This window comes from Loktanella sp. DSM 29012, from assembly GCF_900110705.1.
GTDB classification, from domain to species: domain Bacteria; phylum Pseudomonadota; class Alphaproteobacteria; order Rhodobacterales; family Rhodobacteraceae; genus Loktanella; species Loktanella gaetbuli.
Genome location: NZ_FOEJ01000001.1, coordinates 904,924 through 921,918, shown reverse-complemented (window position 1 = coordinate 921,918; position 16,995 = coordinate 904,924). Strand labels below are relative to the sequence as shown.

At 58.5% G+C, this 16,995-nt stretch carries 18 protein-coding genes and 1 tRNA gene; 4 read left to right on the top strand and 15 right to left on the bottom strand.

Going from position 1 to position 16,995, the window contains the following annotated elements:
- Window positions 1-89 precede the first annotated feature (89 nt).
- Genes BMX27_RS04605 through BMX27_RS04595 form a run of 3 tightly spaced genes read left to right on the top strand, consistent with a single transcriptional unit; the run spans window position 90 to window position 1,636 of the window.
- Window positions 90-452 (top strand): glycine zipper family protein, encoded by a 363-nt coding sequence (locus tag BMX27_RS04605; RefSeq protein ID WP_090158666.1) that lies wholly within the window; start codon window positions 90-92, stop codon window positions 450-452.
- A gap of 21 nt (window positions 453-473) precedes the next feature.
- Window positions 474-956: an NAD(P)H-binding protein gene (locus BMX27_RS04600; protein WP_090158665.1), complete on the top strand. Its 483-nt coding sequence runs from the start codon at window positions 474-476 to the stop codon at window positions 954-956.
- The gene (locus BMX27_RS04595) at window positions 953-1,636 is read left to right on the top strand and encodes a DUF4386 family protein (RefSeq protein ID WP_090158664.1); all 684 of its coding nucleotides are present in this window, start codon (window positions 953-955) and stop codon (window positions 1,634-1,636) included. Before BMX27_RS04600 ends, BMX27_RS04595 begins: the two co-directional genes overlap by 4 nt.
- Before the next feature lie 190 nt (window positions 1,637-1,826).
- On the opposite strand, the gene BMX27_RS04590 is transcribed toward BMX27_RS04595, so the two are convergent.
- The 6 genes from BMX27_RS04590 to BMX27_RS04560 form a co-directional block, all read right to left on the bottom strand.
- Window positions 1,827-3,016 (bottom strand): IS3 family transposase gene (locus tag BMX27_RS04590; protein WP_090158663.1). Its coding sequence is split into 2 segments (ribosomal slippage): window positions 1,827-2,764 and window positions 2,764-3,016, totalling 1,191 coding nucleotides; the frame shifts between segments, so codons are not numbered across the junction.
- Window positions 3,017-3,786: 770 nt separating this feature from the next.
- Window positions 3,787-4,095: a hypothetical protein gene (locus BMX27_RS16690; protein WP_143056780.1), complete on the bottom strand. Its 309-nt coding sequence runs from the start codon at window positions 4,093-4,095 to the stop codon at window positions 3,787-3,789.
- A gap of 306 nt (window positions 4,096-4,401) precedes the next feature.
- Window positions 4,402-5,745, bottom strand: a complete 1,344-nt coding sequence (locus BMX27_RS04580) for an AAA family ATPase (RefSeq protein WP_226748817.1) — start codon at window positions 5,743-5,745, stop codon at window positions 4,402-4,404.
- Entirely contained in the window at window positions 5,742-6,314 is a 573-nt protein-coding gene (locus BMX27_RS04575) for a hypothetical protein (protein WP_090158661.1), read from the bottom strand. The genes BMX27_RS04580 and BMX27_RS04575 overlap by 4 nt, the downstream gene beginning before the upstream one ends.
- A gap of 269 nt (window positions 6,315-6,583) precedes the next feature.
- Complete coding sequence (locus BMX27_RS04565; protein ID WP_090158659.1) at window positions 6,584-7,300, bottom strand: hypothetical protein; 717 nt, start codon at window positions 7,298-7,300, stop codon at window positions 6,584-6,586.
- A complete protein-coding gene (locus BMX27_RS04560) occupies window positions 7,297-8,550 on the bottom strand; it encodes a tyrosine-type recombinase/integrase (protein ID WP_090158658.1) in 1,254 nt (417 codons plus the stop codon). The genes BMX27_RS04565 and BMX27_RS04560 overlap by 4 nt, the downstream gene beginning before the upstream one ends.
- Window positions 8,551-8,670: 120 nt before the next feature.
- On the opposite strand from BMX27_RS04560, the gene BMX27_RS16800 reads away from it, so the two are divergent.
- Window positions 8,671-8,764, top strand: a tRNA-Asn gene (locus BMX27_RS16800).
- 273 nt (window positions 8,765-9,037) lie between these two features.
- On the opposite strand, the gene BMX27_RS04555 is transcribed toward BMX27_RS16800, so the two are convergent.
- The 9 genes from BMX27_RS04555 to BMX27_RS04515 all read right to left on the bottom strand — a co-directional run bounded on the left by BMX27_RS04555 (window position 9,038) and on the right by BMX27_RS04515 (window position 16,968).
- Complete coding sequence (locus tag BMX27_RS04555) at window positions 9,038-9,931, bottom strand: metal ABC transporter substrate-binding protein (protein WP_090158657.1); 894 nt, start codon at window positions 9,929-9,931, stop codon at window positions 9,038-9,040.
- A 4-nt stretch (window positions 9,932-9,935) separates the two neighbouring features.
- A complete protein-coding gene (locus tag BMX27_RS04550) occupies window positions 9,936-10,271 on the bottom strand; it encodes a hypothetical protein (RefSeq protein ID WP_090158656.1) in 336 nt (111 codons plus the stop codon).
- A complete protein-coding gene (locus BMX27_RS04545; protein WP_090158655.1) occupies window positions 10,271-11,038 on the bottom strand; it encodes a DUF4198 domain-containing protein in 768 nt (255 codons plus the stop codon). The genes BMX27_RS04550 and BMX27_RS04545 overlap by 1 nt, the downstream gene beginning before the upstream one ends.
- A gap of 30 nt (window positions 11,039-11,068) precedes the next feature.
- A complete protein-coding gene (locus BMX27_RS04540; RefSeq protein WP_371260082.1) occupies window positions 11,069-12,025 on the bottom strand; it encodes an ABC transporter permease in 957 nt (318 codons plus the stop codon).
- A gap of 197 nt (window positions 12,026-12,222) precedes the next feature.
- On the bottom strand, window positions 12,223-12,897 hold the full coding sequence (locus BMX27_RS04535) for an ABC transporter ATP-binding protein (RefSeq protein WP_090158653.1): 675 nt from the start codon (window positions 12,895-12,897) through the stop codon (window positions 12,223-12,225).
- The gene (locus BMX27_RS04530) at window positions 12,894-13,460 is read right to left on the bottom strand and encodes a hypothetical protein (protein WP_143056779.1); all 567 of its coding nucleotides are present in this window, start codon (window positions 13,458-13,460) and stop codon (window positions 12,894-12,896) included. Before BMX27_RS04530 ends, BMX27_RS04535 begins: the two co-directional genes overlap by 4 nt.
- A 202-nt stretch (window positions 13,461-13,662) precedes the next feature.
- On the bottom strand, window positions 13,663-14,877 hold the full coding sequence (gene chrA / locus BMX27_RS04525; RefSeq protein WP_256212392.1) for a chromate efflux transporter: 1,215 nt from the start codon (window positions 14,875-14,877) through the stop codon (window positions 13,663-13,665).
- Between the two features lie 214 nt (window positions 14,878-15,091).
- Entirely contained in the window at window positions 15,092-15,829 is a 738-nt protein-coding gene (locus tag BMX27_RS04520; RefSeq protein WP_256212391.1) for a GIY-YIG nuclease family protein, read from the bottom strand.
- Window positions 15,826-16,968, bottom strand: coding sequence for a DNA cytosine methyltransferase (locus tag BMX27_RS04515; protein ID WP_090158650.1), 1,143 nt, complete (start codon window positions 16,966-16,968; stop codon window positions 15,826-15,828). Before BMX27_RS04515 ends, BMX27_RS04520 begins: the two co-directional genes overlap by 4 nt.
- Between the last annotated feature and the right edge of the window lie 27 nt (window positions 16,969-16,995).

Genomic DNA, 16,995 nt, shown 5'->3' with positions numbered 1-16,995 from the left:
GTGTCAATTCGTTGATGCCTGCGGTCATGCCGCGACTCCTATAGGTTCGTTATCTGATCTCTCGACATTTCAACGAGAAAGATCAGACAATGAGAACGAAAATAACCATTTCCACTGCCATGCTAGCCTTGGTGGCGGCGTGCGCAGACAGCGGCGCGAACTACCAACCAATTCTCGATGGCGCACCGACACCAGCTTATCAGGCAGACTTGGATGCCTGTCAGGCATTGGCCCGCAATCAGACCCAATTCGATGAAGACACGATTGCTGCATCTGTTCTGGGCGCTGGTGTGGGTGCTGTTCTCGGTGAAGTTGACAGTGGCGACCCATTGGAGGGCGCAATTGCAGGTGCGCTTGCGGGTGGCGTTTCGGGTGCCGTTGACGCGAGTGAAAAGCGCGAGAGCATCGTCATTGAATGCCTGCGTGGCCGTGGCCATCGGGTTGTTGGGTAAGACCGGCGCAGGAGGTTCATCATGAAACGCATCCTCATCATCGGAGCCAGCAGTCCTCTCGGACGTTCCTTATGTGCGGAGTTCCAGCGACAGGGGTGGTACGTGATCGCCCTTGTTCGCAAGACCTGCCGCGCGAAGTTGCTCGCGGCGGACCAACTTGTTGAGGCGCGTTTTACCGACCCCGATGCCTTAAATGGGGTTATGACCGGTGTGACACTGGTCGTCTCCTGCCTTGGCATCAAGCATGAAGCCGACGCCGTAGATGGATGGCTCATCGACTATACAACGAAACTCAGCCTCCTAAGGGAGGCAAAGCGAGCAGCTGTCGAACAGTTTATATGCGTCGACCAATTGCATGGTCTTAGTAAAACGCAGGTCATGTATGCCCTCGGCCTAGACGCAGCTGAAGAGCCGCAGAAACAACAAGACCAATTCGAAAACACGAGCGCTATAATACCAACGGCGCGGATTCATAAATTTAAACCCGAAAGGACAAAATCATGACGATGCAACGTATTGGGGGCCTTGCCGCCCTGATCTGTGCCGCCACCTACATCTTTGGTTTCACCCTGCTTGTGACTGTATTCGCAGAGTCCGGCTTTGGCACAAACGACATCGATGCCGCCGGCGTGGTGCGTTTTACTGTCGATAATCAAGCACTCATGATTACATGGTTCACTGTGATCTACGTGCTCAACGCGCTGGCGCTTGCTGTGCTGGTTGTTGCATTGGCAAGCCGCTTGCGGGCCAAGTCGGCAGATTGGGCAACCATGACACTGGCCTTTGGCCTGATCTGGACGACGCTCGTCTTGGGCGCAGGCATGATCGGCAATGTCACAACCGAAACGATGGCTGCGATGGCTCCGAACGATTTTGAGAGTGCCGTTCAGACGTGGGAAGCACTGCACGCTGTTGAACTCGGTCTTGGTGGCGGAAACGAAATTGCTGGCGGGGTCTGGATCTTGTGCGTCAGTCTTGCTGGCATAATGCATCGCGCCTTTGGCAAGATCGTCGTTGGTCTGGGACTGCTTACAGGCATTGGTGGATTGCTGACCGTCTTTCCGCCGTTCGGTGAAATCGCGGGTGCTGTGTTTGGACTGGGGGCAATTGCATGGTTCATCGCCGTCGGTTTGGCGCTTTTGTTCAAGCGGAATGTCGTCTTGTCAGAACCCATGCAGAGCTAACGAACCGACCAGAACACTGAAAAACATGTAAGTTCATCGAGTGCGAAGGAGCGGGCACATGACAAAATCTTCGAGATTGGCACTTCGAGGCCCCTTGGGAATCGCACTCTTGGGTGCGGTGCCTGCATTACCGGGCGCGTTTGTCTTGGCTGGCATTTTGCAAGGCCCATACTGACCTGCCACTGAACTTTCATCCAGCCGCGACCGGAGCCCGGTTGGTGTTTACGCCATTTGGCGCAGGTTGAGCAATCGCCCGGCGCGCGGAGTTTTCATCTCGCGCAGCGGGGCGGGCGATTGCGGTGGCCAGGGTCCGCGCGTAGTCGGCCGGGGTCTCGTAACCTAAAGCAGAATGCGGGCGTTCGGTGTTGTAGTCGGTGGCCCACGCCGAGATCACGATGCGGGCATGGGCCAGGTTTCGGAACATGGTCTCGTTGAGCAGCTCGTCGCGCATTCGCCCGTTGAAACTCTCCACGAAACCGTTCTGCATTGGCCTTCCCGGCGCAATGTAGTGCCAATCGACCTTGGTCTCGGAACACCATCGCAGGATCGCGTTACTGGTCAGTTCGGTCCCGTTGTCGCTGACAATCATGCCGGGCTTTCCGCGGCGCTCGATCAGGGCCGTCAGTTCACGCGCGACACGGCGCCCCGAGATCGAGGTGTCCGGGATGGCGGCCAAACATTCACGCGTGACGTCGTCGACCACGTTGAGAACCCGGAAGCGCTGGCCGCCCGCGAACTGGTCATGGACGAAATCCAGCGACCAGCGTGCATTGGGCCGCGCCTCGACGAGAATCGGGGCTCGCGTCCCGATAGCCTCGCGCCGGGCCTTCCGTTTGCGCACCGTCAGCCCCTCTTCGCGGTAGAGCCGATAGATACGATTGATCCCCGAGGGCTCGCCCTCGCGGCGCAGCAGCACGAACAGGCGCCGGTAGCCGAACCGCCGGCGCTCGTTGGCCAGGTCCCGCAACCGACCGCGCAGAACCGTGTCCGACGCACGCTGAGATCGATAACGGATCATCGTGCGATCCGCACCGATGATATGGCAGGCCCGCCGCTCCGACAGGCCATGCTCGGCCTGAAGATATGCGACGGCTTCTCGCTTCACGGCGGGCCCTACCACTTTTTTGAGACCAGATCCTTCATAGCAGCCAGATCCAGCATCTGTTCGGCCAGCAGCTTCTTGAGCCTGGCGTTCTCATCCTCGAGCGCCTTCAGCCGCTTCGCCTCCGACACCGTCATACCGCCAAACTTGGCTTTCCAATTGTAGAAGGTGCCTTCCGACATGCCATGCTTGCGGCACAGGTCCGCGCACTTTGCGCCTGCCTCATGCTCGGCCAGGATGCCGATGATCTGCTCGTCCGTGAATCTCGTTCGCTTCATTGTCCGTCCTCAGGTTGGGTCGGACTCTAATCGACGGTGGAGGAAAAATCCCGTGGCAGGTCACACGTTGCGGAAACAACCTTCAGGAACTCATTCCTGAGCCTATCGCTAATTTGCAGACTAAACGACATGCTTGCGGTCGCTCTGTAGTGTCAAGCAGCGTGCTCTCTAAATGTCGGCAGTGACGATTCTGGGTAGCGCGCCCAAAAACGCTTCAACGGCGGATTCCCGCATCTGGCATCGATCACAGACACCTCGGCAGCCTCCAGCCGTACTTTGATTTACCCATTCTCCTGACCGATGAGAGATGTCCGAGTGCAGCCCAAAAGCGACCAACACGAAACGTGGACGGCCCAAGAATCTATCTGACGAGTTTTGCATGAGCTGTTGTCCATACGATTTTTTCAAGGGCCTCACTCTTGGCGCGGAGGTTCAGGTATGTGTGCCAACGCATCCACTTAGGTTTTGGTGGAAACCGGCCAACCATCCCGTTCTTAGTTTGACCGAGCCTTCTGCGCACACGGATAGCTTTGGTTATTTGGCGGTGCGCGGGGGTGAGAAGTTCAACTTGATAGCGACCGTCAATGCACTTGCGGCAGGCGTGCGGATACAGGATGGCGCAGCGGCGATCACAGCTGGGGCAAATGAACCAATAGCGCACACCGCCGAAATGACACGGTGTCGTTGTGATCCGCACCCATTGCGAAATAATCCACTTCCGCGCCGGCAAATCTCTGCCCAAGAGGCGGACATCAACCTGCTCTTGCCACTCACAAATCATTAGGCAAACCTTTCTGCTCGGCTTCGGTCAGCTCCGCAATGCGGGCGGCAATTGGGGGCCAGGTGGCAAGGTCATTTGCGGCGCGGTCCACATCGTACTTACCGGTTTTCAGACGATATTTGGCTACAAACGCTGCAGGCAGTTCCTTAACATGGCGGATGACCCGCAGATCAAAGCCAATGTGGTCGAGGTAGGACAAAAGATCGCCTTCTTCATCGTGATCCGCAAAATCTATTAAGAAACTGAGGATTACGTCTTTTTGCTCTCGAGGTGTTAAATCCGAGATTTGCTTTGGCACTTCAGAAGTCCTTCTATTGTCAGAGATTTAAAAAGCTATGCCTGCTAGATTACGGATGCGCAGCTGTGCTTCGAAGATCCAGAACCGCATTCGATACCGTCATCACGTTTGCAAATCGGAGACATCGGATACGGTGTGCCTCGGCCACAGCCATCTGTATTTCGTCGGCCACTCCTTCAACGACTCGCTGATTGTGAGTGCCAAATTGCCTTTCCACCTTACGGCCAAGGTGTGCCGCCCCACTACCACCCACCGCCCCCATAGGGGGTGGTGGTGGTGTGGCACCTTTCTCAACTCGCGCTTGCCTCACTTTGCCCCACCATGTTTGTAGGGTGGTGTGGCAGATCGTTCGGCGGCCCAATCGCCCACCTTAAGGCATGGTCTCTTCATGCGTTTTTTGTCATCGCACATAACCTTCACGAGCGCCCCAGTTTGGATCCAAGTTTCAATGATTTTCTTTATCCGCTTGCGGTCAGTTATAGCATGCAGACCCAGCACGTCCGCCACAATCACGCCTACCCAGTCGCCGCCAGCTTGGTGAGAGTAGCGCGGCAGTTTTCCATCGATTGCGTTCTGAACTGACAATAAGTCCTTCACCGTGAGACCGTCGAAGGTGTCGGGCCATTTCCATGCCTCAGCCACGCCGACGTCGTCGCCATTAGCAAGGTGGACAGATGCCATATGCCGCCATTGCCGCAGCCCAGCGGGTGCCAAGTTGGCCTTGTCGCGGGTAACTGCAAAGTAGGTGGACAGGTCATCCACAGGGATGCCTGCAGATTCGCGTTCGTAGCTTGTCATGCGGTTGAGGACACGACCGGACCTTGCAACTGACAAAAGTGCCGATGCCCCCCTAGCGGCCTCGGTCGTTGCCTCTTCGCCGTTCGTCTTGCGAGTGTGGTGGATAAGTTCGATTGCGCAGTTGCATTCGTCCGCCAGTTTGGCCCACTTTTTCGCCACAAGGTCGATTGCGCCGTTGTCGTTTTCGCTGACTCGGTGCGACGATACGAAAGGATCGACCACCAGCACGTCAATCTTGCGACCCCGGATTTGCCGCGCCAGATCTTCAAAGACTGGTTCGATGATCTGTGCGCCGTTCCGGGTTTGGATCGCCGTGCAAAGCGGCCTATCGCGACCGCTATCGATGTGCAGACGTGTGCCCAGTTCGCTCCCTAAGATGCCGTGAAGCTGCATCGCCGCGGCGATCCGGCGCTCGAGTTCGTCAAGCGGATCTTCGAGGTTAAACAGCCAGACCGACTTAGGTCCGTCGTGGACGTTATCGCCCAGCAGGTCTCGGCCTGTGACCATAGCCAACCCCTCGACAATCGAAAGGGACGACTTGCCAAGCCCGCCGGGTGCGACCGTGACAGACGCTTGTCTCCGCAGCAGGTGACTGCCGTAAATCCACGGTCGCGGCGGGATCAGCGCCGGATCGCGCCAAACGTAGTTGGTCGGTAGTAGCAAAGGGTCTGAATTTGGAGCGCGCAGAAATGCAGATTGAAACGCGCTGTCCAGTTGTGCCATCCGCTTGAAGCTATCCCTACCTTGCTGTGTGTTATTGAAGTCCGAAGGGTCACGCTGCGGGACTTTCGATTTAACCATTGCCAGAGGCTTATTATCGCTGACACGAACGTCGTTGAATCCTGAGGTCACGCCGCGGCCCCCCTTTGGATGAAGTTGAGGAACGCAGCCTGACGGTCAGGCGCCATGCGCCGGAACGTGGCGAAGCAATAAGCCTCAAGCTCCAAGGTGGTCGCCATATCGGCCCAAAAAGAGGCCTCCTCCATCTTGCTCACCATCGGCATGGCAGGCATTCCCGCGCTGTCGGTGAAGAGGTCCGCGACGAACGCCGCGTTGCTGCCGTCCATTGCTCGTAATGCGACGCAGGCCAACGCCCCGCGTTCACGTTCATTCAGCCGCGCCCGCAGGATGACCGGCAATGCATGCCAACCGTCGGCGTGTTCGAGGGTCAGCGCATAGCATATCGACTTGGCGACGGTCTGGTGCGCCGGGCGGGCGTGTGCAAAAATGCCTGACACGCCACAGGACCCTAGACAATTACGAGCTTCTAGCGAACTTTTCTGGCATTTTTTCAGGTGGGAAACACAGGTTGCCCCTGCTTGCTGATTGAGGCAGTTCATTGAGTGGAGGTTAGCCGCTTTCGAGTCGTTAGACGCCGTTCCCTTTGCCGAAAGGGCGACGCCTTTTATGCGTTCAGCCATGATCAGGTTGCCGACACTTGCTGATCGAGCCAGACAATCATATCTGCCTCGCGCCAGTAGTTCCGTCTTCCAATTTTGATTGGCTTTGGAAAGTTCATGTCTGGATCTTGCAGCCAGCGCCAGATTGTCATGTTGGAAACGCCGCCGCAAAGCTCTCGAACTGCGAACGACGATATTAACTTTCGTTGCATTTTTAGACCTCTCGTTATTAAACGTTAGGCCTCTTTCTAATGAAGTTAAAACCTCAAAGTCGTCCCATGGTGGCACAGTTATTCTGGAGGATCTAGGGACCAGTCGCCTCGCTCACGCGCCCAGGCTCGAAAGGTCGATCTAGGATCAGTAGTCTCCCCTATTGCTGCAAAAACGTCAGCCAAAAACTCTCCGAATTTAGATGCGGGATTCAAGTCTTTTGACGGCGCTTCTTTATCCGTCGCAAGGCACCATATGAAACGCGCCGCATCAACAAGCGAAATACCCCGCTCATTAATTTTCGACGCAGAGACCCTTTCTAACGGTGACTCTTCAATGAAAGAAATTGTTCTTTTAATTCCAGTTCTAATTGAATTAGCTCGCTCCTCCAGAAGATAAAGCAGTCTCATGTCGTGCGTGAAGTCACCCCCTGCATTTGAGAGAGAATCTTCATCGCCATCATGAACGGTCTCAATGTGACGGTGCTTTAATATTTCTTCTTCATAGATTATTCCTAGCTCTGACAAGAGCTGTTTAAAAGCAAGACTTGTCATTGCATCATCATCAAGTACCTTTTGAATATCTCTAACCGCTCGATCTAGAGTCACGAGAGCATTTATATCCTTCGATCGGCTATAAACCTCGTAGCCGAACATGAACGCGTGAGAGTGGATTCGACTGGCCCACCAACCAGCTTCGGCACCTTCGGCTTGGGTGTGCTTTGAAATAACTTGCACAAGCGGGTCATCCTTCACACCATGCCTATCCCAGCGCCGAACAAACTCGTCGTAGTTCATCCTCGCACCTTTTGAATGACCAAGCTATCTTCAGCGCTACCGACGAGAGCCAATACAAATTGGCTCCAAGCATCGAGCGCATTTCGCTTCTCGTTGGCGTAGTCGTGCCTCTGATAGACAGCCACGATCCCCCCGCCAGTGCCGCTTGCGTGGTTCAGCACCGCCTCCGTAACCCGGACAGGGATGCCTAGACGGGCCATTCCAGTGGCAGCCGTTCGCCGGAGGTCGTGAAATGTCCAGTGCGGGATCTCCGTCGGCTCTCCGGCATCTTCACGCGCTATGGCCCTCATGCCATCGGCCAAACGGTTGCGGCCCTTGTGAAACCCACTCAGTGGCGTTTCTCCGTTTGTGGTATGATAAAGCCCTGCTTGCCCTTCAATCTGCACCATGCTCGACAGGACATCCATTGCTGCCTTCGAAAGCGGGACGTCATGCGCACGGCCGTTTTTTGTTCGTAAAGCCCCAAGATGCAGGGTGGCATCATAGATCTCGGAATCTGTCATTCCGGCGATCTCGGAGAGACGCTGACCTGTCAGCAGGAGCAGTTTTCCCAGCGGTCCCCAAGGCTGACCTGCATTCTCGCAGGCTTCCCAAAACCAGCGGATCTCGGTGTCGCTTAGGACACGGTCGCGGCTGATCTCTTTGGCAACCGGCTTCACGCCCGTCGCCGGACTACCAGCAAGAATGTCCCGTTCAACGCACCAGGCGAAAAACGTATTTAGATAGGCTCGGACCCTATTGGCGGTAACAATCCGCCCAGAGTCTGCGATGCCGTCCAATAGGTCGATCACGTCGCGGCGCTGGATCTCGTGAATGTCACGGTCGCCCCAGACAGCAAGGACATGACGATCCAACTCGCGCCGCACCGTTCGACCGCTCTTTAGACCAATCAAGTGGCGCTGGTCATATTGGTCGACCAGCGTTTTCACCTTGTCGCGCTCCGACAGCTGGGCGTCTAGGCGCGCTGCCTTGGTGGCCTTCTTGTCCGCAGACGGATCTCGGCCGTGATCTACCTTATCGATCGCCTCCGATGCCGCAGCCCGCGCGTCTGCCACCCCCAAGAGGGGCCACTTACCCAAGGTTAGCTTTGCCGACTTACCAGCCCATCTATAGCGCAGCGCCCAGCTCTTCGCCCCGCTCGGCTGAATCACAAGATAGAGCCCTGAAAGTGCAGGGTCTGCGATCTCCAGCCGGCGGGTTGGATCGGATTTCATAGCCTCCACGGCCTTGGATGTCAGAGCTCTTGCCATGATCAATTTGTCTCCCGGGGTAACACAGGGGTAACGGATGAGCCCGTTAGAAACTGTTACCCCGCGTTATGGAGCGTTAGCAAGAAGTGAGTTTTTAGCTTTAAAATTTAGGCCATAATGACCGATGATAGTTTTACAAAGTTAGGGACTGTTTGGGACTGAATTTTGACTGTTAATCAATTGGTCGTAGGTTCGATCCCTACCGTCGGAGCCAACTCTTCCACATTCCCCCCCCCGAGCCGCGTTCAATGCGGTTTAGCAAAACATTCTGGGCAGCTGGGAATTATGGCGCGCTCAGCTGAACGCAACGGGCTCGTCAGGATTTTGGCATCGCATCAGGGGATCGGCACTGGCCGCCCCGCGACATGCCTCTGGGGCAGCACTGATCCAGTCACGTTATGATATTTTAGCGCACGCATGGGTGCGTGAGGATCGTCTGCCGATCCGATCAATTTCCGCTATTGGCCATCCCATCCGACCTATCAGGTCAAAGCCCTTTGAATGCCTCGGACAATGTCGTGAGTGACGCCTGCATGACGGACAAGAAATCGCCCTCGGCGGGTCGATTGGCAAGCGGTGGGAACACCACATCCGTCAGACCGATCTCTGCCATGCGCGCACGCGATCCAGGGGCCGGTTCTGCTTCCCAGATGAACACCTGTGCGCCCGTCTGCGCCACCAGCGCCGCAAGTGCCGCCCATTGATCTGCGGTCGGGTCTGCATTCGCATCCCATTCCACGGCCGAGATATCCAGCCCATAGGCCGCGCCAAGATATTGATAGCGGGGATGCGACGCGACGACGGGCGGCAGATCCACCATGTCGCCGATTGCACGCCCTTGTGCGTCGAGCGCCGCCAAGTCAGACATCAGGTCGTCACGACTGGACGCGATCGCATCGGCCAGGTCCGGCACCTGTCGCGTTATCGCCTCGGCAATGGCCGCTGCCTGCTGTTGCGCCAGTTCGAAATCGAGCCAGACATAGTTCGCCGTCGCCTCGTGCGAATGTTCGCCATCGTCCCCGTGCGAATGCGTTACCGTATCGGTCTGGATCAAGCGATCCGACAGTCCCGCCGTGGTATCGAATGTGCGTGATCGCGGCAGCGAGGCCTTGGTCGGCCAGGTGGAAAAACCCGCTCCGTTCAGCGCAATGACATCAGCTGCCTGAATGGCGGTGATATCCGCGATTCCCGGCCGCCAGAATGACGGATCGACATCGCCGGGCACCGTGAACAGCACGTCCACGCCCCCCCCGCCAAGGCGTTCCGCGAAATAGGCCAGCGGATAGTTATCGGTTGCGACGACCGGACGATCCTGCGCCGCGACAGGCAGGGCGGCGGTCGACATGATCAGGGCTAGCACGGCGCGGCGGGTCAAAGTCATAAAGTCAGCTTCCGGATCCGTTTGCGATGTCTTCTGGCGTCAGTATCCAGTAATCGTCGTGGCCTTCGCCGGTCATGACTTCGATGGTCAGGCCACCCGACGCGGCATCGGGATCCAGCGGAAACCGGACCGTTCCGTCCTCTTGCAACGGCAATGTCAGGACCACCTCTGATGCCGCGTTCAAAACGCGCACCTCGCCGGATACCGGGATCTTGCCGGTCGAAAACTTGGTTTCGACAACGACCGTTCCGTCCTCGACGAATGCGAATACATTCAGATTATGGGCCTGTGCGGCGGTTGCAAAAGCAACCACCGCCAGTGCTGCGAACAAACGGCGCATCAGTCGTCCCATTCTTCGAATTCGACCCAGATCACGGCACCCAGTTCGACGGCCTTCTCTTCGCCCTCAAACGCCATCGTTTCAGGTGCGGTGTTCAGCGCGGCGAATCCCCACCATCCATCGGTCGGCGCCGCATAGGTGAACACACCGTTGGCATCGGCCTTGACCGTCTGCGTGATCATCAACTCGCTGGGTACGGATGCTTCACCGTCTTCGTTGTAATACTCGACCTCGACCTCGGCGTATGGGACGGGCTCACCTTCCAGCATGACGGTGCCTTGGAACACGTTGCCTTCCCACAGGCCAAAGGGTTTGCTCAGCGGCACGATTTCGGTGCGCAGACCCAGTTCGGTGTCCCAGCCTTCGTCATCATCGAACGCGCTGACGTAGGTTTTCGTGTAATGGACGATATAGCTGTCCTCGGCCGGTTCCCAATAGGGCTGCGGTTCCATCGCGAAAACATAGGTACCGGGACGTTCCAGCGGATAATCAAGGGTGTAGCCGGGTTGGTCCATGATCTGTGCTGCCGTCAGATCACCTAGCAGATCGGTCGTTTCACCGGCATGGGTCACGGTAAAGGAGACGGGTTCGACCAGTTCCATGCCCAACAATTCGAACGGGTGCGAAAACGACATTTCCAGCTGCACGGACCGGCCGTCCTCTTGGCTGATCATCGGATCGTTCGGGATAATCATCCCATAGTGCGCCAGTGCCGTCGTCCCGCTCAGTGCGGTCAGCGCGACTGTCGCTGCGAATGTCTTTTTCATTACTCAAAACTCCCGTTTTCTTGTTCGGTTTCAGGTCGCCAACAACCAGGCGACGATGGTGCTGCCGTTTGTCTGAACGGCGAACGTCAGTGCGATGGCGATAACGCCCGCGATGCACAGAATTAGAATGGTTTCGGCCCCGATCAATTGCAGGATCATGCTTTTGCGGGCACCGATCTTGAACGCGGTCTGCATTTCGCGCGCGCGCAATCGATAGCTGAGGAAAATCGCCAGACCCACGGCCGCCAGGGCCGCGCCGCCGACAATCAGTGTCACCGCATCCAGCAGCGATTTGATCCGAAAGATCCGCCCGACGAGTTCGCCGATCACATCCCGCGGGACGATGATCTGAACGGGGTTATCCGCATCCAGATAGCGCCCCCGCAGCATGGTCGCTGCGCGGGCGTCATTGGGAACCAGCACGACCGCCGATACCGGATAATCCGCTGGATCGCCGTGAAAATGAAAACTGTCGATATTATCGTCGGTGATGCGGTTGAATTCGACGATCGCGGCATTGGCGACGATATCGTCGGATGTCGCCCCCTCGGCCAGCACGCCGTCGTGGCCGTGGCCGATACCGGCGATCACCCAGGACGTCTTGATATCGACGAAAACGGCTTCGTCATCGGGTGTGCCGGTCGGTGCGAGAACTCCCACGATGTTCAGCTCCAGCGGGTAGACACCATCCAGATCGAACAGGTTCTGCGGAGCCGACACAACCGTATCGCCAGGGACCAGCCCCAGACGTTCGGCCACGGATGCACCCAGAACAGCCTCACCCAGCAGGGCGATCTGGCGGCCTTGCGCGACATTCAGGCCCCTGAACTCGAAATACTCGACCGAGGTGCCGATGATCCGCGCACCATTGGTTTCAAATGCCGTGTTCAACGGGATGGGCAGGCCCAGCCCCGAATCCCAGATTGCATCGGCATCCGCCATGGTCACCGGGTTCGCGCGATCGTCGGAAAAATACAGCGCATTCATCGCCAGATCCAGTTGGCTGCCCCGACTGCCCAGAACCAGCGGCGTCGCTTCTGCCCTCTCGGTCAATGCGGTCTGCGACCCGTTCAGCAACACCTGACTGATGATCGGCACTGACAGGATCAGCGCGGTCACCACGATCAAGACAAGCGACCGCGCCCAATGAAATCGCAGGTAGGAAATCGCCAGAAAAAACGCGTTCATGCGGCATGTTCCCCGGCATCGCGGAATATCGCAAAGTCGATGACGCGGTCGAACCGCGGCAGCAATTCGTGATCATGGGTCACAGCCAGCAATGTGGCTCCCTGTTCGGACGTGCGCGCAAACAGCAGATCAAGGATGGCAACCTTGTTCGCGGGATCCAGATTACCTGTCGCCTCGTCCGCCAGCACCAGGTCCGGCTTCATGATCAGCGACCGGCACAGGGCGACGCGCTGCTGTTCGCCCTGGCTCAATGCGCCGGGGCGGCGGTCCAGCTTGCCTTCCAGCCCGCAGGACTGCGCCAATTGAACGGCACGGGTCCGTGCGGCATCGTCGATTTTTGCACCCGCCGCGATACGGTAGGGAAACAGGATGTTTTCCCGTGCGGTCAGATATTCCAGCAGCGCAAAATCCTGAAACACGAAACCGATGCGGCCGGCCCGCAGGCTCCGGCGGTCGGCATCCCCCATGTTCGACACGGTGACGTCGCCCAGTCGCACCGTGCCAGATTGCGGCACGGCAATGCCGGCGATCAGGTTCAGCAGCGTCGTCTTGCCGGTCCCGCTGGGGCCGACGACGGCGACCTTTTCGCCCGGCTCCAGCACCAGGCTGGGGATATTCAACCGGAAATCACTGTCCGGATAGGCAAACGTCAGATCGTTGATTGCAATCATTCCGCAGCCACCATTTCACCGGCATCGGTGCGATCCACGTCGGTCAGCTCAAAACTGGTCATGCGCCAGGCGCCGTCCACCGGCTCGATCATCAGATTGGCGGAATAGGTGTTGCCACGCACATGCAGGTGGGTGGCATGTCCGACCGTGCCGACGACCCGCCATGTGACGTTCATGTCGAATGCCTCGCCGTCCTGACGCGATGTCAGACCTTCGAGTTCCATCGCGTGCAATTCCTGGTCCGCGGCCTCCAGACCGCCGCCGGCCATCGCACCCACCCGTTCAAGGTAAAGCGTTTCAAGCGCGTCACGCGCGGATACCTCTGACAGGCTGTCGTAGATCTGCGATTCATCCGTTTCCGCAAAGGCGCGGTAAACGACCGCGAGGATTTCCGGGACAATCTGAAATGAAACCTGGCGGAATTCATCCGCCGATACCGCGCCGGTCCCCGGTGCCGCATAGGCCTGCCCGCTTGTGCCGTCGGGTCGCGCGACGAACACGACGGCCAGTAGCGCGACCATGGCGATGCAGCCCGAAACGACGATCTTCAACGTCTTACTCAATTCCTGTCCTCGTCCTGTCGCGCGCCCGGGGCTGTTCTGCCGGTATTCGGGGGACTATCGGATGCATGCGGGGCCAGCACAAGTCAGCCGAACCGGTTTGGCGGATCACAGATGCGACAGGCTGCTTGCAATGAATGCAGTGCGCGACATTCACGCGGCCCCGCATGTGTCGTTCCAGCGGGCGGATCAGACAAACACACCGCTAGCCACGAACCAGCATCAGACCGGCCCCGCCAAGTGCTGCAACGATCACGACACCCCAGGGCGGTACTTTCCAGGCTGTCAGCAACACAAAACAAACGAGCGCCAGCGCAAAATCTGACAGATCGCTGATCGCGTTGGTAAAGACCGGGGAATAAAGCGCCGCACCCAGAATACCGACGACAGCAGCATTCGCGCCCTGCATCAGCGACTGGACCCGGGCCATGGACCGAAAGCGGTCCCAGAACGGCAGAACACCGATCAGAACCAGAAATCCCGGTAGGAATATTGCAAAGATCGCGATGACAGCCCCTGCCAACCCATGTGCAGCCCCTCCCAGGTAGGTTGCGACCGTGAACAGCGGCCCTGGCACCGCCTGCGCCGCACCATAGCCCGCAAGAAAAGCGTCAGGCGTCACCCATCCCGGTTGCACCACCTCAGCTTCCAACAACGGGAGCACCACATGCCCACCGCCAAAGACCAGCGCCCCAGCGCGATAAAAACTGTCCAGGATCGCCAGCCCCTGCCCCAGCCCCGCAACCAGCGGCAAGCAAACCAGCAGCGCCACGAAGGTGAACAACGCGAGGCCCGCGACACCGCGCGACACCGGCCCGATCACGTCACTGCCAATAGACGCGCCGATGCCCCGCCCCAACGCAAGGCCAAGTAGCGCCCCCACGGTGATCGCGCTCATCATCCCCGGCGTGCCCGGCAAAATGTTCAGAATCACAACCGCCAAGACCGCAATCCCCGCGCGTTCGCGGTCAGGGCAGAGGTTCCGCGCCATCCCCCAGACCGCCTGTGCCACGATGGCCACCGCGACGATCTTCAGCCCATGCAGGACCCCTGTTCCGATCGGACCCGAAATCCGCGTTGCGGTCATGGCAAAACCGAACAGGACCACCGCCGAAGGCAAGGTAAACGCGGCAAAAGCGGCCAGCGCGCCCAGCCATCCCGCGCGCAGCAAACCGATAGCAAACCCCACCTGCGACGAGGCCGGACCGGGCAAAAACTGACACAAGGCGACCAGTTCAGCATAGGCACTGTCCGACAACCACTTTCGCCGGATCACCAGTTCTTCGCGAAAATAGCCAAGATGCGCGATTGGCCCGCCAAACGACGTCAGGCCCAGCTTCAGAAATGTGGCAAAGACCTCTCTGGGGTTTCCCTGCAGGTGCCCCGGCCCACCCTGATCTGCCCCGAATTTTCTACGCACAAGGACTCCTTTGCCAGCGCCTGCCGACCTAGGCGGTCCATGTATCATCGGCGTGACCGCAGTCCGACGTGCCGCATGGATGCACAAATAACGTGGCTGCATCTATCGGAAACACGTGCACCAGAGGTGCAATACTTCTGGCCCGGACGAAAAAGCCGTCCTGGCGGCCCCAAACGGGGTGTCTCAAACGCGCTGCGACGCGCGGATCATCCGGTCAATCGTCGTCGTCTTCACCTGACAGGACGCTCTCGGCACCACCCAATGCGCCATAGCGGCGGTCCGCCAACCATTGCAGCCGTTTCGCCTGCGTCAGCAGAACACGACGCAGACCGCCCTGCACCTTGCGTTCGGAAATGACCTGCGCCAACCGCGACAGGATCAGGGCGCGGCGCGCGATACGAAAATCAGGGTGCGACCGGATGCGGTGCACGGCATCAGAGACAAGCACGCCGCGGAATGACGCAGGTTTGGTCACGGCGACACTGGGCTGCGGCGGGTCCTTTTCATTGAGAACCGCGCCAAAGACGCTCTCTGTGATGGCCTGCTGGTAGACAAGGTTTTCAAGTGCATCCAGATGCGCCCGCGCCGCACTGTCCCCTGCCCCGGTTTTCTGGAACTGCGGTAATGGCCAGACCTCGACTGAATAAACCTCGAACGGGTCCAGCACCGACATCGCAACCGCATCGGTGCGCTGATTGGTCAGATGACGGCGGATGCGGGTGCTGACCTTTTCCTTGGTCTGACCCACATAGATCGGTTCACCGTCATAGTCGTAAAATGCATAAACCCCCCACTTGAAGCTGCCGATCGACCGCAACCGATCGGTCACCGGGTCCTGAAATCCCTGCGACAGAAAAGTGGCAAGGTTCTTGCGCAGATCTTCTGTTTCAAAAGGGGGATAGTTGGTGTCATCGGGGTTGCGCCCCATCATGACGCCGTCGAACAGGCTCACGCCACCAGCGCCAACCGGTTCGCCCGCAGGACCGGTGTGAACAGCGACTGCGCCAGATGACGGACCACGGGCACGGCCACGCCGTCACCCGCTAGCCGATAGGCATCGTTGTAACGTACGGGCAGGATGTAATCCGCAGGCAACCCCATCAGTGCCGCAGCCTCGCGGCTGGACAACAGGCGCGACCAGACGTGCGCACCCTGCACCAGCATGATGGTCTGACGGCTGGACCCCCCTGCGGGGGTGCGCAGACACCCTGCAATCTGGTCGAACCGCACCTCTGCCCGCTGACGTTTCACGCCATCTGCATCAGCACGCGTGCGCCGGTAGATCGTGCCGACGATCCGTTCGCCCGTCGCCTGCGCCGCCGTGACCTTGGCCCGGTTGTGGTCGGTCATCATGCCCAACAGTTTCTGCGTTTCGGCAGCACTGTGCCAATCCACGCCGGTCGGCTGGTCATCGATCAGGTCCGACAGGGCGATGGTGCGCGCGGGCGGCGTCGGCAGGTTCCACCATTGCCAGCGCCCGGCGGCCGTCTGCGACAGCAGACGACACCCCTCGACCAACGCGGGCGGGTGCCACAGCGTGCTTGGCCCGTCAGCGACCAATGCATCGGGGATCGTCAGATCACCGCGCACACCCACCATGAAAAACCGGGGCCGGGACTGCGGTAAAAAATGCACCGCATCCACGACGACCGCGCCAAATCTGTAACCCAGCTCCGAAAACGCCGCCGCCAGCGTTGCGAAATCACGCCCGCCGTTGCTGGTAATCGCACCATAAACGTTTTCCAGCGCGATCATCTTTGGCGCGCGTCCGTCCGCGTGCAGATCGCGCATCAACTGCCAGAACGGCCGGAACATCCCGCTGCGTTTCCCCGCCAGTCCCGCACCATTGCCAGCCAGCGACAGATCCTGACAGGGAAAGGACGCCCAGACCAAATCCGCAGACCCCGGCAAATCGTCCAGCGTCACCTGTGCCACATCACGCAGCAACAGCGCGTCCTCCGCTTGGTTGGCACGATAGCTCGCAGCCTTTTTCGCGTCGATGTCATTGGCGAACAGGCAGCGCCAGTCTGACCCCAACCCGAATCCCGCCATGCCGCCACCGGCAAAGAAATCGTAATAGCTGTGCTGCATCGTTCCTCCGGGCTCTTGTACCCAATA

Bases quoted from the DNA above. Each gene is read 5' to 3' on its own strand.
- BMX27_RS04560 (WP_090158658.1), bottom strand. From the start codon at position 8,550: ATGGCAAGAGCTCTGACATCCAAGGCCGTGGAGGCTATGAAATCCGAT.
- BMX27_RS04605 (WP_090158666.1), top strand. From the start codon at position 90: ATGAGAACGAAAATAACCATTTCCACTGCCATGCTAGCCTTGGTGGCG.
- BMX27_RS04565 (WP_090158659.1), bottom strand. From the start codon at position 7,300: ATGAACTACGACGAGTTTGTTCGGCGCTGGGATAGGCATGGTGTGAAG.
- BMX27_RS04595 (WP_090158664.1), top strand. From the start codon at position 953: ATGACGATGCAACGTATTGGGGGCCTTGCCGCCCTGATCTGTGCCGCC.
- BMX27_RS04545 (WP_090158655.1), bottom strand. From the start codon at position 11,038: ATGAAAAAGACATTCGCAGCGACAGTCGCGCTGACCGCACTGAGCGGG.
- BMX27_RS04535 (WP_090158653.1), bottom strand. From the start codon at position 12,897: ATGATTGCAATCAACGATCTGACGTTTGCCTATCCGGACAGTGATTTC.
- BMX27_RS04540 (WP_371260082.1), bottom strand. From the start codon at position 12,025: ATGAATGCGCTGTATTTTTCCGACGATCGCGCGAACCCGGTGACCATG.
- BMX27_RS04600 (WP_090158665.1), top strand. From the start codon at position 474: ATGAAACGCATCCTCATCATCGGAGCCAGCAGTCCTCTCGGACGTTCC.
- BMX27_RS04555 (WP_090158657.1), bottom strand. From the start codon at position 9,931: ATGACTTTGACCCGCCGCGCCGTGCTAGCCCTGATCATGTCGACCGCC.
- BMX27_RS04550 (WP_090158656.1), bottom strand. From the start codon at position 10,271: ATGCGCCGTTTGTTCGCAGCACTGGCGGTGGTTGCTTTTGCAACCGCC.
- BMX27_RS04515 (WP_090158650.1), bottom strand. From the start codon at position 16,968: ATGCAGCACAGCTATTACGATTTCTTTGCCGGTGGCGGCATGGCGGGA.
- BMX27_RS04575 (WP_090158661.1), bottom strand. From the start codon at position 6,314: ATGGCTGAACGCATAAAAGGCGTCGCCCTTTCGGCAAAGGGAACGGCG.